The sequence below is a fragment of the Micromonospora sp. NBC_00389 genome (assembly GCF_036059255.1).
GTDB lineage: Bacteria > Actinomycetota > Actinomycetes > Mycobacteriales > Micromonosporaceae > Micromonospora.
In genome coordinates this window covers 7,035,711-7,049,900 of sequence record NZ_CP107947.1, presented here as the reverse complement: position 1 = coordinate 7,049,900, position 14,190 = coordinate 7,035,711, and the positions used below count along the sequence as shown (strand labels likewise).

General features: G+C 71.9%; 15 protein-coding genes. 11 read left to right on the top strand and 4 right to left on the bottom strand.

Annotated elements, in window-relative coordinates; genetic code table 11:
* Positions 1-165: 165 nt before the first annotated feature.
* From OG470_RS33350 to OG470_RS33340, 3 genes are all read left to right on the top strand, one after another.
* Positions 166-765 carry a TetR/AcrR family transcriptional regulator gene (locus OG470_RS33350; RefSeq protein WP_328418629.1) on the top strand — a complete coding sequence of 200 codons (600 nt, stop codon included), beginning with the start codon at positions 166-168 and terminating at the stop codon, positions 763-765.
* An 89-nt stretch (positions 766-854) separates the two neighbouring features.
* Positions 855-1,565 carry an HAD family hydrolase gene (locus tag OG470_RS33345; RefSeq protein ID WP_328418628.1) on the top strand — a complete coding sequence of 237 codons (711 nt, stop codon included), beginning with the start codon at positions 855-857 and terminating at the stop codon, positions 1,563-1,565.
* Between the two features lie 412 nt (positions 1,566-1,977).
* A complete protein-coding gene (locus OG470_RS33340) occupies positions 1,978-2,766 on the top strand; it encodes a L,D-transpeptidase family protein (protein ID WP_328418627.1) in 789 nt (262 codons plus the stop codon).
* 28 nt (positions 2,767-2,794) lie between these two features.
* Here OG470_RS33340 and OG470_RS33335 read toward each other — a convergent pair whose 3' ends face one another.
* The 3 genes from OG470_RS33335 to OG470_RS33325 form a co-directional block, all read right to left on the bottom strand.
* Positions 2,795-3,073, bottom strand: a complete 279-nt coding sequence (locus OG470_RS33335; protein WP_328418626.1) for a hypothetical protein — start codon at positions 3,071-3,073, stop codon at positions 2,795-2,797.
* A 47-nt stretch (positions 3,074-3,120) separates the two neighbouring features.
* A complete protein-coding gene (locus OG470_RS33330) occupies positions 3,121-3,552 on the bottom strand; it encodes a hypothetical protein (protein WP_328418625.1) in 432 nt (143 codons plus the stop codon).
* A gap of 185 nt (positions 3,553-3,737) precedes the next feature.
* Positions 3,738-4,442 (bottom strand): VOC family protein, encoded by a 705-nt coding sequence (locus tag OG470_RS33325; protein WP_328418624.1) that lies wholly within the window; start codon positions 4,440-4,442, stop codon positions 3,738-3,740.
* A 261-nt stretch (positions 4,443-4,703) separates the two neighbouring features.
* Here OG470_RS33325 and OG470_RS33320 point away from each other — a divergent pair, with 261 nt between their 5' ends.
* The 5 genes from OG470_RS33320 to malQ all read left to right on the top strand — a co-directional run bounded on the left by OG470_RS33320 (position 4,704) and on the right by malQ (position 11,121).
* Positions 4,704-5,990 (top strand): ABC transporter substrate-binding protein, encoded by a 1,287-nt coding sequence (locus OG470_RS33320; protein WP_328418623.1) that lies wholly within the window; start codon positions 4,704-4,706, stop codon positions 5,988-5,990.
* Positions 5,987-6,982 (top strand): carbohydrate ABC transporter permease, encoded by a 996-nt coding sequence (locus tag OG470_RS33315; RefSeq protein ID WP_328418622.1) that lies wholly within the window; start codon positions 5,987-5,989, stop codon positions 6,980-6,982. The genes OG470_RS33320 and OG470_RS33315 overlap by 4 nt, the downstream gene beginning before the upstream one ends.
* A 1-nt stretch (position 6,983) precedes the next feature.
* Positions 6,984-7,826 (top strand): carbohydrate ABC transporter permease, encoded by an 843-nt coding sequence (locus tag OG470_RS33310; protein ID WP_328418621.1) that lies wholly within the window; start codon positions 6,984-6,986, stop codon positions 7,824-7,826.
* Between the two features lie 9 nt (positions 7,827-7,835).
* Positions 7,836-9,044, top strand: coding sequence for an ABC transporter ATP-binding protein (locus OG470_RS33305; RefSeq protein WP_328418620.1), 1,209 nt, complete (start codon positions 7,836-7,838; stop codon positions 9,042-9,044).
* Between the two features lie 112 nt (positions 9,045-9,156).
* On the top strand, positions 9,157-11,121 hold the full coding sequence (gene malQ, locus OG470_RS33300; protein ID WP_328418619.1) for a 4-alpha-glucanotransferase: 1,965 nt from the start codon (positions 9,157-9,159) through the stop codon (positions 11,119-11,121).
* Between the two features lie 18 nt (positions 11,122-11,139).
* On the opposite strand, the gene OG470_RS33295 is transcribed toward malQ, so the two are convergent.
* Positions 11,140-12,249 (bottom strand): winged helix DNA-binding domain-containing protein, encoded by a 1,110-nt coding sequence (locus OG470_RS33295; RefSeq protein WP_328418618.1) that lies wholly within the window; start codon positions 12,247-12,249, stop codon positions 11,140-11,142.
* A gap of 202 nt (positions 12,250-12,451) precedes the next feature.
* On the opposite strand from OG470_RS33295, the gene OG470_RS33290 reads away from it, so the two are divergent.
* The 3 genes from OG470_RS33290 to OG470_RS33280 all read left to right on the top strand — a co-directional run bounded on the left by OG470_RS33290 (position 12,452) and on the right by OG470_RS33280 (position 14,075).
* A complete protein-coding gene (locus tag OG470_RS33290) occupies positions 12,452-12,844 on the top strand; it encodes a DUF4190 domain-containing protein (RefSeq protein ID WP_328418617.1) in 393 nt (130 codons plus the stop codon).
* A gap of 107 nt (positions 12,845-12,951) precedes the next feature.
* Complete coding sequence (locus OG470_RS33285; RefSeq protein WP_328418616.1) at positions 12,952-13,710, top strand: HipA family kinase; 759 nt, start codon at positions 12,952-12,954, stop codon at positions 13,708-13,710.
* Entirely contained in the window at positions 13,707-14,075 is a 369-nt protein-coding gene (locus OG470_RS33280) for a DUF3037 domain-containing protein (RefSeq protein ID WP_328418615.1), read from the top strand. The genes OG470_RS33285 and OG470_RS33280 overlap by 4 nt, the downstream gene beginning before the upstream one ends.
* Positions 14,076-14,190 lie beyond the last annotated feature (115 nt).

Below are 14,190 nucleotides of genomic sequence, written 5' to 3'. Positions count from 1 at the left end.
GATCCACGATGTAGTGGCATCCCCGGCGTTGCGAGGCCACTGGATCCAGGATCGAGCACGATCATCGGGTCAGGCGCCCTGACCTGCGCGTTGAACGGGCACCGCACAGTCACCAATCCGTCACCGCGCCGCTACGTCCGGTGTCCTCGACTTACGCTCGTGGGCGTGTCCGCACCCACCGAAGGCGCCACCGAAGAGGACCGACGTGACTTCATCGTCACGGTCGCTCGGGAGTTGGCCGAGGCCGAAGGCTGGACGGGGGTGAGTACCCGGCGGCTGGCCGAGCGGGCCGAGGTCGACGTCGGCGATCTCTACCGGCACTTCGCCGATCAGGAGGCGTTGCTCGCCGCTGTCGCGGTGTGCGCCTTCGCCGACCTGGCCGCCGACCTGGCCGAGGCTCACGCGGAGGCCACCGAAGGTCACGCCGAGGCCACCGAAGGTACGGAACGGGCCTGGCCGGCGGTGGTGAGCGCATACCTCGACTTCGCGTACGCGAATCCGGAGGTCTACGACGCGATGCTCGCGCTGACCCCCGACCTTGCCCTCGGCGTGGATGGCGTGCCGGCCGCGCCCCGGGCCGTCTTCGCGGAGCTGCGGGCGGCCCTGGCCCCACTGGCCGAGGGGCGTGACCCGGACACCCTGGCCGAGGTGGGCTGGAGTCTGCTGCACGGCGTGGTGATGCTCACCAGAGGCGGCCGGCTGCGCCCCGAGGCGCAGGACGAACGGGAGGCGATGATCGCGGACCGGTTGCTGCGGTGGCCCTGACCGGCGGGCCGGAAAGTCGCTGGGTTCGCCGCGCGATACGTCCTAGAGTCCCGGATCGGCGGAGGAGCTGATCACAAGGAGGTGGCGGCATGACGGTGGACGCGATGGCCCGGCGGCAGGCGCAGGTGTTGGTCTTCGACGCGGACGACACCCTCTGGGAGAACAACGTCGTCTTCGAGCGGGTGATCGACGATTTCCTGGCCTGGCTCGACCATCCCACTCTGGACCGGGCCGAGACCCGGGCGATCCTCGACGACATCGAGCGGGCCAACGCGGTGGCGCACGGCTACGGCAGCAAGGTCTTCCTGCGCAGCCTCGCGGAGTGCCTGGAGCGGCTGCGCGAGCGGCCGGCCACCGACGCCGAGCGTCAGGAGATCGACCGGCTGGCGGTGGCCCTGGTCGAGCACCGGGTCGAGTTGATGCCCGGGGTGGCCGACGCGCTCGACGAGCTGGCCGGTCGGCACGAGCTGTTGCTGCTGACCAAGGGCGACCAGGTGGAACAGCAGCGCAAGCTGGACGCCTGCGGGCTGCTGCACCACTTCCGGGCCGCGCACATCGTCGCCGAGAAGAAGGTCGACACGTATCGGTGGCTGATCCGGGAGCACGGCTTCGACCCGGCCGGCGCGTGGATGATCGGCAATTCCCCGAAGTCGGACATCCTGCCGGCCCGAGCGGCCGGACTGAACGCGGTGTTCATTCCGAACGAGAACACCTGGGTGCTGGAGGACGACGAACTGGACCCGACCGACGCGGGCGTTCTGCGGCTGGCCGAGTTCCGCGATCTGCTGCGGCACTTCTGACCGTCCAGAAGCCGAACAGCGCCAGCGATCATGGTCGCGTTACGCCGACATGCCGCTTTTCCACCTTGAGATCAGTCACGCCGCTGGCGGTTCGCCGCGCCTTGTCCGGCCCGTCGTGGCGCGCCTAACCTGGGTCGGCGCTCACGGCCTCTCGGGGTGTGCCGGGGGCGCACCGGCGTCCGGCGGGTGGGCACCGTGGAGCTGAGTGCGGAGCGGCCGGCTCGCTCCGTCGAGCCGCGAGGCGTCGTGCCACGCACGCGCGTGCGACGGGGTGCCGGAGCTGTCCGCTTCCCTGCCGGTCCGCCGGAGGTCAGGGCCGGGTAGTTGCGGACCCGGCCCTGACCACGCCCCCAAACGACCACCCCCGGCGAGCGGGACAGACGCGAGCCGGGCCGACTGTCAGGATGACGGAATGAAGCGCAGATCCCTCCTGCTCGGTGCCGCCGCAGGCCTCGCGGTGCCGGCCGTGATCGCCCCTGCGGCGCCCGCGCTCGGCGCGAGCCGGCCGCCGGCGCCGGCCTGGGGCACGGCGCCGGTTCCCCGATCCACCCGGCCGACGCTGCCGCGCCGCAACCTGGCCGCCCGGCTGACCACCCTGCCGCCGCAGACGAAGCAGGTGCTCATCGTCAGCTCCGCCAGCTACACCACCAACTACGCCACCCTTGAGGCGTACGTGAAGATCAGGGGTCGCTGGCAGCCCGCCTCGGCGTCGTTGCCCGCACGGATCGGCTCACAGGGCTTCAGCGACAACCACGTGGAGGGTGTGCCGACCACGCCCACCGGTGTCTATTCGATCGGCCCGACCATGTACGGCATCGCGGCGAACCCGGGCATGCGGTACCCGTACCACCGGCTGGTCAGCGGCGACTGGTGGAACGAGAACCCGTCGTCGTCGCGGTACAACACCTTCCAGCACAGCTCGACCCACCCGGGCGGGGCCAGCGAGGCGCTGTGGACGGAGGTGCCCGCGTACACGCACTTCGCGGTCATCACCTACAACATGGCGCCGAACGTGCCGACGCCGATCCCGAACGCGGGCAGCGGCATCTTCCTGCACCAGTTCAGCACCAGCGCCGGCAACGCCACCGCCGGTTGCGTGTCCCTCTCCCACGACAACCTGGTCGACGTGCTGAACTGGCTGGACCCGACGGCCTCGCCGCGCATCGTGCTCAGCCCGTACGCCCAGCTCGGCCGATACTGACCTGCGCCGCAGAGGCGGGGTGTCCGGTTCAGGAGACCTTGCCGCCGCGGACGATGGCCACCGCCACCCGGCAGAACTCGTCCATGTCCGGGTTGAAGCCGGCCGCGATGTCGGGATGCAGCCCGGACCGCGTCTCGTCCAACAGTCGCTGGCAGACCTGCTCGACCGGCTCGCCGGCGTAGCCGCCGCGGACCCGTTCGATCGCTGCCTGGAGCGCCGAGGTCAGCTGGTCCTCCAGCGGGCCGCGCAGCTTCTGCTGCACGGGGTCGAGCCCGCGCGGGTCGAGCGTGACATGTGGCTCCGACATCGGTGCTCCCTTCGTCGGCGTCCGCGGTACCCCACCGCAGCCGTCGGTCAAACCCCGGTCGGTACGGCGGCGACCCGCACCTGATACGAGAAGTCCTCCGCCGGCTCCTCCTGGTACGACAACCGGCGGATCTGCCGGTCGTCGTCGTAGAGGGCGACGTCCACCAGGACGCCGAGGTGGGCCAGGCCGATGCTGGACACCCGCTTCTTGTCCTGCAGCACCGCGCAGACGCCGCCCAGCAGGGTGCTGGCGTCGGCCGTGCGGTGCCCGGGCGGGCAGCGTAGGACCAGGTCGACCTCGACCGGCCCGGGCAACGGCGTCCAGCCGGTGCGCTGGGCCGCTGCCAGGGCGGCCTGGAGCAGGGTGCGGACCCTCGTCGCCTGCCGGTGCCCGGCGGCGAAGATGGACAACGCTTCGGTCTTGACCGGTGGCAGGCCGCTCACCTCGAATGTCAGGGCGAGAGCGCGGGTGTCCTGCACGACGGCACCTCCTCGTTGGGACGATCCTGCCGAACCGCGGGAGCGGCGGTGGGACGTTCCCGCGATTACCAACCGATCGGGCAGGCTGGGGTCGGCCAGAGGCGTGTCGACGTCGGCGGCGAACGCGTTGGCTGCGGCGCTAGGAAGACGCTAGTCGACGGTGCGCGCGCTGGGTAGTCGTTCGCTCACCCGATGGGACGCGGTGCGAAGGCGCAGAACTCGTTGCCCTCCGGGTCGGCCAGCACCCACCACCAGTGGGCCTCGTCAATTGGCTCCCGCAGCAGCGTCGCGCCCGCCTCGATCAGCGCCATGGGTTCCGGGTCGACCAGGTCGACGTCCCAGTGCAGCCGGTTCTTGACGGTTTTGGGCTCGGGCACCCCGTTGAACACCCAGTGGTCCCAGGGGAACCCGGCCGCGCCGACCACCGACGCGTTACCCGACCCGTACTCGACCGTGCCGCCGACCACGCCGCTCCACCAGGCAGCCTGGGCGGCCGGGTCGGCCGCGTCCACGACCAGCTCGAAGAGGCCCGGTCGGGCGCCTTCCCGGGCCGGGAAGGCGCAGAACGGGTTGCCCTCCGGGTCGGCCAGCACCCACCAGCCGACCTCCCCGTCCGGTTCGCGAAGCAGCCGGGCGCCGGCCGCGAGCAGCGCCGCCGGCTCCGCGCCGGCCAACAGCAGATCCAGGTGTACGCGGGTTTTGCCGGTACGCGGCTCCGGCACGCGGTTCACCCAGATCGACTCGGCGTTCGAGCGCGCGGAGCGCGGGTCCAGGCGAGTGTCGCCGTCGCCGAGGTCCACGACCTCGGCGTCGAGCATCCGACCCCAGAAGGCACCCAGGGTGTGCGGGTCGGCGGCGTCCAGACAGAGATCCTTGAAACGGGCTAGCACCGTCCCAGGATGCCCGGCCCGGCGGCGAGCCTGCTCGCCGCCGGGCCGGCGCTGTGGTGATCTCCCGCACACCGCGCCTCGCCACCCCCGGTCCAGCGGCGTCGGGTTTCGCGCAGGTTTCGTGACTTCCCAGCTCGGGCAGTGTGAAGGCCACGAAACGTCCGGGGTTGCCGCGCCGCTGGCCCAGCGCCCCGACCGTCTCGCCGTGCGCCGGGGCACGGTGCCTTCTCCCGGCTGCTGGCCGACAAGAGGGGAGGGGTGATGAACGACCCTGACGAGGCCCGACGTCGACGGCGACCACGGGTCCGCGTGGTGGCGGCTGCCGCCGCGTTGACGCTGGTGGCGCCCTTGGCCGCCTGTGGTTCCGGTGACGCTGGTGGCCCACCGACGCTCAACCTGTACTACCCGCCGGAACAGAACCTGCAGAAGGTCGTCGACGACTGCAACGCGCAGGCCCAGGGGCGGTACAAGATCGCCTACCGGGTGCTGCCCCGACAGGCCGACGAGCAACGCGTGCAGATGGTGCGTCGGCTGGCCGCCGAGGACACCGGCATGGACCTGCTCGGTCTGGATGTCACCTGGACCCAGGAGTTCGCCAGCGCCGACTGGATCCGCGAGTGGACCGGCCAGGACAAGGCCGAGGTCGAGCAGGGCACCCTCGCCGGGCCGCTGGACACCGCCCGCTACGAGGACAAGCTGTACGCCGCGCCGAAGAACACCAACGTCCAGCTGCTCTGGTACCGCAAGGACCTGGTGCCGCAGCCGCCGACCACCTGGGACCAGATGATCACGGCCGCGCAGCAGCTCAAGGACCAGGACAAGCCCTACCAGGTGCTCACCATGGGCGCCCAGTACGAGGGCCTGGTCGTCCTCTACAACACCCTGGCCGAGAGCGCCGGTGGAAACATCCTCAACGACGACGGTACGCAGGCCGTGATGGACGCCGGCACGGTCCGGGCGCTGGAGCAGTTGCAGCGCTTCGCCACGTCGGGCGTGACCTCGCCGTCGTTCAGCAACGCCACCGAGGACCCGGTCCGGCTGGAGTTCGAGTCCGGCGCGGGCGCGTTCCAGGTGAACTGGCCGTTCGTCTACCCGGCACTGCAGGAGGCGAACCCGGAGCTGGCCAAGCAGGTCGGCTGGGCTCGGATGCCGGGCATCGACGAGAACACCCCGAGCAAGGTCACCATCGGAGGGGTGAACATGGCGGTCAGCTCCTACTCCAAGCACCCGGAGCTGTCCTTCGAGGCGGCCCGCTGCATCCGCAACGCCGAGCACCAGAAGTTCTCCGCGATCAACGACGGCGTGCCGCCCACGATCGAGGCGGTCTACGACGAGCCGGAGATGGTCGAGGCGTACCCGATGAAGGACACCATCCTGGAGGAGCTGAAGGAGCCGGCGACCCGCCCGCTGACCCCGGCTTACCAGAGCATCTCCACCGTGATGTCGGCGATCCTGTCGCCGCCGTCGGCGATCCGTCCGCAGAAGACCGCGGACGAGCTGCGCGGCGCCATCGCCGACGCTCTCCAGTCCAAGGGGGTCCTCCCGTGAGCCTGCCCGCCACGCCGACCGGGGCGGACGTGACCGCCGAGGAGACCACCCGCGCCACCGACCGCCACGCCACCGTCCCCACCCAGCGCACCGGCCGTCGCAAGGCGCCGCTGAGCGAGAACAAGAAGGCCGAACGCAAGCTCGGCTGGCTGCTCTGCGCGCCCGCCGCGCTGGTCATGGTCGCGGTGACCGCGTACCCGATCATCTATTCGGTCTGGCTGTCGCTCCAGCGCTTCGACCTGCGCTTTCCCGACCAGCGCGAGTTCATCGGGCTGGAGAACTACGTCACGGTGCTCACCAACGAGTTCTGGTGGACCGCGTTCGGGGTGACCATGCTGATCACGGTGGTCACCGTGGCCGTCGAGCTGGTGCTCGGCATGGGACTGGCGCTGATCATGCACCGCACGCTGGTCGGGCGGGGCATCGTGCGGACCGCGGCGCTGATCCCGTACGGGATCGTCACCGTGGTCGCCGCGTTCTCCTGGCGGTACGCCTGGACGCCGGGCACCGGCTACCTGGCCGACCTGTTCAGCGACGGCGCGCCGCTCACCGAGCGGGCCAGCTCGCTGGCGATCATCATGCTCGCGGAGATCTGGAAGACCACCCCGTTCATGGCGCTGCTGCTGATGGCCGGGCTGGCGCTGGTCCCGGAGGACCTGCTCAAGGCCGCGTCCACCGACGGCGCGACCGCCTGGCAGCGGTTCACCAAGGTGATGCTGCCGGTGATGAAGCCCGCGATCCTGGTCGCGCTGCTGTTCCGCACCCTGGACGCGTTCCGGGTCTTCGACAACATCTTCGTGCTGACCGCCGGCGGCAACGAGACCTCGTCGGTGTCGATGCTCGCCTACAACAACCTGATCCGGGGCCTGAACCTCGGCATCGGCTCGACGATGTCGGTGCTGATCTTCATCACCGTGGCGATCATCGCCTTCGTCTTCGTGAAGCTGTTCGGCACCGCTGCCCCGGGCAGCGACGACGGGGAGAGGCGCTGACATGGCCACCGGTACCGAAACCACCACCCGCGCCCGGCTGCGCTGGGGCCTGTTGGACGTCCTCGTGGTCGTCTTCGCGCTGGTCCCGGTGCTGTGGATCGCGTCGCTGTCGTTCAAGACGCCGGCCACCCTCACCGACGGGAACTTCATCCCCCGGGAGTGGACGCTGGACAACTATGGGACGATCTTCGACACCGACCAGTTCGTCCGCGCGCTGGTCAACTCGATCGGCATCGCGCTGATCGCCACGCTGATCGCGGTAGTGCTCGGCGCGATGGCGGCGTACGCGATCAGCCGACTGGACTTCCCCGGCAAGCGGGTGCTGGTCGGCGTCTCCCTGTTGATCGCGATGTTCCCGCAGGTGTCGCTGGTGTCGCCGCTGTTCGAGATCGAGCGGCAGCTCGGCCTCTTCGACACCTGGCCCGGGCTGATCCTGCCGTACATCACCTTCGCGCTGCCGCTGGCGATCTACACGCTGTCGGCGTTCTTCAAGCAGATCCCGTGGGACCTGGAGAAGGCGGCGAAGATGGACGGCGCCACCCAGGGTCAGGCGTTCCGGCGGGTCATCGCCCCGCTGGCCGCCCCCGGGCTGTTCACCACGGCGATCCTGGTCTTCATCTTCTGCTGGAACGACTTCCTGTTCGCCATCACGCTGACCTCCACCGAGCGGGCTCGTACGGTGCCGGTCGCGCTGTCGTTCTTCACCGGCGAGTCGCAGTTCGAGGACCCGACCGGGGCGATCTGCGCCGCCGCCGTGGTGATCACCATTCCGATCATTCTGTTCGTCCTCTTCTTCCAGCGCCGCATCGTGTCCGGCCTGACCTCCGGCGCAGTCAAGGGATAGGTGGTAGTCGTGGCTGACATCGTGCTCGACAAGGTGAGCAAGAAGTTCCCGGACGGGACCGTCGCCGTGCAGGACGTCGACCTGGAGATCGCCGACGGCGAGTTCGTCATCCTGGTCGGCCCCTCGGGCTGCGGCAAGTCCACCACCCTCAACATGATCGCCGGGCTGGAGGACATCAGCTCCGGCGAGCTGCGCATCGGCGGTCAACGGGTCAACGACAAGGCCCCCCGGGACCGGGACATCGCCATGGTGTTCCAGTCGTACGCGCTGTACCCGAACATGACCGTGCGGGAGAACATGGCCTTCCCGCTGCGGCTGGCGAAGCTGGACAAGGAGGCCATCAACCAGAAGGTCGACGAGGCGGCCAAGGTGTTGGAGCTGACCCCGCTGCTGGACCGCAGGCCGGCCAACCTCTCCGGTGGGCAGCGCCAGCGGGTGGCGATGGGTCGGGCGATCGTCCGGCAGCCGAAGGCGTTCCTGATGGACGAGCCGCTGTCCAACCTGGACGCCAAGCTGCGGGTGCAGATGCGCACGGTGGTGTCCCGGTTGCAGAAGCAGCTCGGCACCACCACCGTCTACGTCACGCACGACCAGACCGAGGCGATGACCCTCGGTGACCGGGTTGTGATCATGCGCGGCGGTGCGGTGCAGCAGGTCGGCCCGCCGCAGGAGCTCTACGACCACCCGCGCAACCTCTTCGTGGCCGGCTTCATCGGCTCGCCGTCGATGAACTTCCTGCACGCCGTCGTGCAGGACGGCGGGTTGCGTACCGCGTTGGGCGACGTGCCGCTCGGCGATCGGGTCCGCCGGGAACTGGAGGCGGCCGACGCGCCGCGTGAGCTGATCCTCGGTGTCCGCCCCGAGCACTTCGAGGACGCCGAGTTGGTCGACGAGGACACCCGCCGCCGGGGCCTGGAGTTCGAGGCTCCGGTGGAGATCGTCGAGTCGATGGGCTCGGACAAGTACGTCTACTTCACCGTGGAGGGAGAGAAGGCCAGCGCCGCCGAGCTGGAGGAGTTGGCCGCCGACGCGGGCTCAGCCGACTTCAGCGGCGCCGGCAGCAACCTGGTCACCCGGCTGTCGGCCGAGTCCCCGGTGGCCGAGGGGCAGTCGCGCCGGGTCTGGTTCAACCTGGAGAAGATCCACCTGTTCGACCCGGCCAACGGGCGCAACCTCACCCTGCACGAGGGCCGGGCGGCCGGCGCGCTCGCCGACTGACAACGTCCACCGTGGTGGGGCCGGCGGTCCGCCCGCCGGCCCCGTCGGGTCCTGCGCCGCACGCCCGGCCGTGACAAGGTGGTCGCAGGTCGCGTCGTGAAGCGGGGGACGGATGAACCGACGACTGGTCGCGCTGGCCAACGCGCACGGCGTGTCCACCTGGTACGAGGACTGGCGGCACCGGCGCGTCGAGGTCGCGCCGGAGACCGTCGTCGGCGTGCTCGGCCTCCTCGGCGTGGATGCCACCAACCCGGCGGCCATCGCCGACGCGCTCACCGCCGCCCGCGCGGTCGACCGGGCCGCCCTGCCGGAGACGGTGGTGCTCACCCACGGCGCCACTCGGGTGCTTCCCGGCCCGGGCGTGGTGACCCTGGAGGACGGTGGCCACCGCGCGGTCGACGGCGAGCTGCCGGCGGACCTGCCGCTGGGCTGGCACCGGCTGGCCTGCGCCGGCCGGGAGGCGACGCTGGTGGTGGTGCCCCGCCGGCTGCCCGTGCCGCCGCGCACCTGGGGCTGGATGCTTCAGCTCTACGCGCTCACCTCGGAACGCTCCTGGGGCATGGGCGACCTCGGTGACCTGGCCGAGTTCACCGGTTGGGCCGGTGCCACCGGCGCGGGGCTGGTGTTGCTCAACCCACTGCACGCGGTCGGGCCGGCGCATCCGGTCGCCGCTTCACCGTATTCGCCGGCCAGTCGGCGCTTCGTCAACCCGCTCTACCTGCGGGTCAGCGAGACCGCCGCGTACCGGGCAGCCGACCCGGCGACCCGGGCGGTGGTTGACGCGCTGCGCCCCGACCGGGGCGACCTGATCGACTACGACGAGGTGTGGACCGCCAAGCGGCACGCCCTGGAGCTGCTGCATCCGTACGCCCAGCCGGTGGACCTGGGCGCGGACCCGGCGCTGACGACGTTCGCCACCTGGTGCGCGTTGGCCGAGCGGCACGGGAACGACTGGCGGGCCTGGCCGGCGGAGCTGCACCACCCGGACGCCCCGGCGGTCGCTGAGCAGCGCCGCCAGCTCGCCGACCGGGTGGCCTTCCACGCCTGGCTGCAACACCTGTGCGACGAGCAGCTCGACGCCGTCACGGCGGCGGCCCGGGCGGCCGGGATGCTGGTCGGCGTGGTGCACGACCTGGCCGTCGGCATCGACCCGGGTGGCGCGGACGGCTGGCAGCTCGCCGACGTGCTGGCCCAAGGCGTGCGGGTCGGCGCCCCGCCGGACGACTTCAACCAGCTCGGCCAGGACTGGGGGCTTGCCGCGTGGCGCCCGGACCGGCTCGCCGCCACCGGTTACGCGGCCTACCGGGACATGCTGCGGCGGACCCTGCGGCACGCCGGTGGCCTGCGGGTCGATCATGTCGCCGGGCTGTGGCGGCTGTGGTGGGTGCCGCCGGGTGCCGGGGCCGCCGAGGGCACCTACGTCCGCTACGACGCCGAGGCGATGCTCGGCATCCTCGCGCTGGAGGCCCACCGGGCCGGGGCGGTGGTGGTCGGCGAAGACCTTGGCACCGTCCAGCCGGCGGTGACCCGGGGGCTGCGCGGGCGGAACATGCTCGGCTCGACCGTGCTGTGGTTCGCCAGGGACGACGACGGCGACTTCGTTCCGCCGACCCGCTGGCCGCGCAACGCGCTGGCCACGATCTCCACCCACGACCTGCCGACCGCTCCCGGCTTCCTGACCGGCGAGCACGTCCGGGTACGCGACGAGTTGAAGCTGCTCGGCGCCGACGTGGCGGTGGAGCGGGCCCGGGCCGACGCGGACCGGGAGCGGCTGCTGACGATGCTGCGTGCCGAGGCGCTGCTGCCCGACACGGCCGCGCCGGATGACGGCGAGGTGGTGGTGGCGATGCACGCCGCGCTCGCGGCCAGCCCGACCCGACTGCTCGGCGTCTCCCTCTACGACGTGCTGGGCGAGGTGCGTCAGCCGAACATGCCGGGGACGGTGGACGAGTATCCGAACTGGCGGCTGCCGTTGCCGGCGACCGTGGCGGAGATCTGTGCGGACCCCCGGGTGGCCCGGGTCGTCGACGTGCTGACCGCGGCCCGCCCGCGACCTGCCAGCCCGGACGAGGACTGACGCCCGACGCCGCGCTGGTCAGGCCGGCCAGTCGAACCGGGGCGGCAGCCCGAGGAAGTCGGCGTACCGGCCCAGGGCCTGCTCGACCCGGGCACGTCCGGCGGTGTCCAGTGGCGTCAGCGGCTGGATCGTCACGGTGACCGCGGCCCGGGCGACGCGACGTTTCCACAGGCCCACCACCCGGCCGGCGCGGACCACGGTGGACTGGAAGATGCCGTTGTTGCCCGGCACGACGGCGGCCTGGTGCGCGGGGTCGAGCATCAACGCGCGGTCCCGGAAGCCGAGCAGGTACTCGTCGAAGCCGGGCAGCACCAGCACGTCGTCGACCGGGGGGCGCGGTGCGTCGGCCAGCGCCGCGTCGACGTGCATCTCCACACCGTCGACCCGCACCACGGTCAGCACGTCGCCGGCGGCGGCCAGCCCACGCCGCGCGTCGGTCAGGGTGAGGCCGGTCCAGCCGGCGAACTCGCGGGCGGTGACCGGACCGTGCCCGCGCACGTAGCGGTGGGCGAGCACGGCCAGCGCCTCGTCCCGGTCCAACTGCCGTGGCCCGGGCGCCCACTCGTCGAGCAGCGCGAAGGTCTGTTCGGTGCCGACGTTCGGCGCAAGGCAGGTCACTCCGCGCACGCTGGCGTACCAGAGCAGGTGGTAGCCGCGCTGGCTGTCGGTGGCCAGGCCGGCCGCGCGGAGGGTGGCCAGGCACTGCGCCCGGGTGAGTCGGCCGCCGCCGGCCAGCGCGGCGCCGAGCACATCCACCGCCCGGTCGGCGTCGGCGTCGGTGAGCCCGAGCTGCGCCCGCCGGGTCGACGCGCCGGCCAGCGACCGGACGCCGGTCAGCTCCAGCATCCAGCGCGCGTCGGCGGGCGGGACGAGGTGCACGGTGCCCCGCATCGGCCAGGTGCGCAGCGCCTCCCGCTTCTCCAACGCCGCCTGCACGTCGGTCACGGTCTGCCCGGGCAGCCGCGCGCCCAGCGACCACAGCCCACTAGCCAGGTCCTGTGCCTGCATCGCGCCGAACCACTCGACCACCTCGGCGACGCTGCCGGGTCGGACGCCCGGGTGCGGCCGCAGCAGCAGGCTGCTCATCCGCAGCGCCAGCGCGTCGGCTGCGCTGAGGTCGACAGGCATGGGTCGTGCCCCTTCCGGTTGCCGGGCTGCCAGCCTAGGGCCACCCACCGACGACTCCGCCTGACGCGGCGTCCCGCGCATCCGCCGCCCCCGCGCCCGTGGCCTGTCGCTCGCCGGTTCGCGCCCAGGGGGCGTAACGGCCGGCGCAGCGGGAAAGCGGCGCGTCGGAAGTACGCGCGCCGCGCGTGCGGAAGGGAGTCTGATGACTGCCGCAAACGAGCCGGCCCGGGGTACGGGCGCGCCGGCCGGGTCCCGGACCCATCGGGCGGACGCCCGCGCGAAGACCAGCGCGGCCGCCACCTTCGCCCTGGTCTTCGGCGTGGCCGGCCTGATCAGCGTGCTGACCGCCATCCTCGCCTGGATCGGGTTGGTGCTCGGCATCATCGGGGTCATCCTCGGCATCGTCGGGCTGAAGATGTCCCGCCGCCCAGGCGTGACCGGGCGGGGCGTGGCGATCGGTGGCCTGGTGCTGAGCATCCTGGCGGTGCTCATCGGACTGGGCCTCGCCGCGGGCATCTCCACCTTCATCAACAACGAGGGTGCGGTGGACCGCCTCCAACAGCAGGTCGACGACCTCCGCGACAAGCTCGACTGACGCTCACCGACGCGCACGATCGACGCGCCGGGCCGGGGCGCGCTCGCCGGCCGCGTCGCGCGACGGCTCCGGCGGGCGCGGCCGGAGATCACAGTAGGGTGGGCGACGTGCTCCGCCAGGTCACCGCGATCCGCTACGTCACCCCGCTACGCGAGGGTGGCTCGCTGCCGGGCGTGGTGGAGGCCGACGACCTCGGCACGTACGTGGCGAAGTTCCGCGGCGCCGGGCAGGGGCCCAAGGCGCTGATCGCCGAGGTGATCTGCGGTGAGCTGGCCCGCCGCCTGGAGCTGCGGGTACCACCGCTGGTGGTGCTCGACATCGACCCGGTGATCGGTCGGGCCGAGCCCGACCAGGAGGTGCAGGAGCTGCTGCGCAACAGCGGCGGCGCCAACCTGGGGATGGACTTCCTGCCCGGGGCGCTGGGCTTCGACCCGGTCGCGCATCCTGTCGACCCGAGGCTGGCCTCGCGGGTGCTCTGGTTCGACGCGTACGTGGAGAACGTCGACCGGAGCTGGCGCAACCCGAACCTGCTGGTCTGGCACCGGGAGCTGTGGCTCATCGACCACGGCGCCTGCCTGTACTTCCACCACAACTGGCCGCGCGCCGGCGCCGCCGTGCACCGGGCGTACCGCGCCGAGGACCACGTGCTCGCGCCGTACGCCGACCGGCTCGCCGAGGCCGACGCCGAACTGGCCCCCCGGGTCACCCCGGAGCTGCTCCGCGAGGTGCTGGCGCTGGTGCCGGAGGAGTGGCTGACCGCCGCCGACTTCGACTCGGCCGATGCGGCGCGGGAGGCGTACCTGGCGCACCTGTCCGCCCGGGTCGCGCGCACCGCCGACTGGCTGCCGCAGGGGAGCGCGGCATGAGGCAACCCTTCGAGTACGCCGTCATCCGGCTGGTGCCCCGCATCGAGCGCGGCGAGCAGATCAACGTCGGCGTGCTGCTCTACTGCCAGCAGCGCGACTTCCTTGCCGCGCGCACGCACCTGGACGCCGATCGGGTCCGCGCGCTGGCGCCCGACGTGGACCTGCCGGCGGTGGCCGCGGTGCTCGACTCCTGGGACCGGACCTGCGCCGGTGACGGACCGGCGACCCGGATGCGGCTCGGCGAGCGGTTCCACTGGCTGGCCGCGCCACGCAGCACGATGATCCAGACCGGGCCGGTGCACACCGGGCTCACCGCCGACCCGGCGGCGGAGCTGGAACGGCTGATGGCGGCGCTGGTCCGCTGACTGGAGGCGGTGACCGGCGGACGGGCCCCTGATCGCGCTACGCCCGCCCCGTTGCCGGCGGAGCGCGATCCCCCGTTCAGGTGCCCGGCGCGGGGCGGCGGAGTACTCCCGTCGG

What these genes read in the sequence shown, in the direction of transcription:
- OG470_RS33295 (WP_328418618.1), bottom strand. Translation starts at nt 12,249, where the DNA reads ATGCCTGTCGACCTCAGCGCAGCCGACGCGCTGGCGCTGCGGATGAGC.
- OG470_RS33280 (WP_328418615.1), top strand. Translation starts at nt 13,707, where the DNA reads ATGAGGCAACCCTTCGAGTACGCCGTCATCCGGCTGGTGCCCCGCATC.
- OG470_RS33290 (WP_328418617.1), top strand. Translation starts at nt 12,452, where the DNA reads ATGACTGCCGCAAACGAGCCGGCCCGGGGTACGGGCGCGCCGGCCGGG.
- OG470_RS33340 (WP_328418627.1), top strand. Translation starts at nt 1,978, where the DNA reads ATGAAGCGCAGATCCCTCCTGCTCGGTGCCGCCGCAGGCCTCGCGGTG.
- OG470_RS33345 (WP_328418628.1), top strand. Translation starts at nt 855, where the DNA reads ATGACGGTGGACGCGATGGCCCGGCGGCAGGCGCAGGTGTTGGTCTTC.
- malQ (WP_328418619.1), top strand. Translation starts at nt 9,157, where the DNA reads ATGAACCGACGACTGGTCGCGCTGGCCAACGCGCACGGCGTGTCCACC.
- OG470_RS33320 (WP_328418623.1), top strand. Translation starts at nt 4,704, where the DNA reads ATGAACGACCCTGACGAGGCCCGACGTCGACGGCGACCACGGGTCCGC.
- OG470_RS33335 (WP_328418626.1), bottom strand. Translation starts at nt 3,073, where the DNA reads ATGTCGGAGCCACATGTCACGCTCGACCCGCGCGGGCTCGACCCCGTG.
- OG470_RS33310 (WP_328418621.1), top strand. Translation starts at nt 6,984, where the DNA reads ATGGCCACCGGTACCGAAACCACCACCCGCGCCCGGCTGCGCTGGGGC.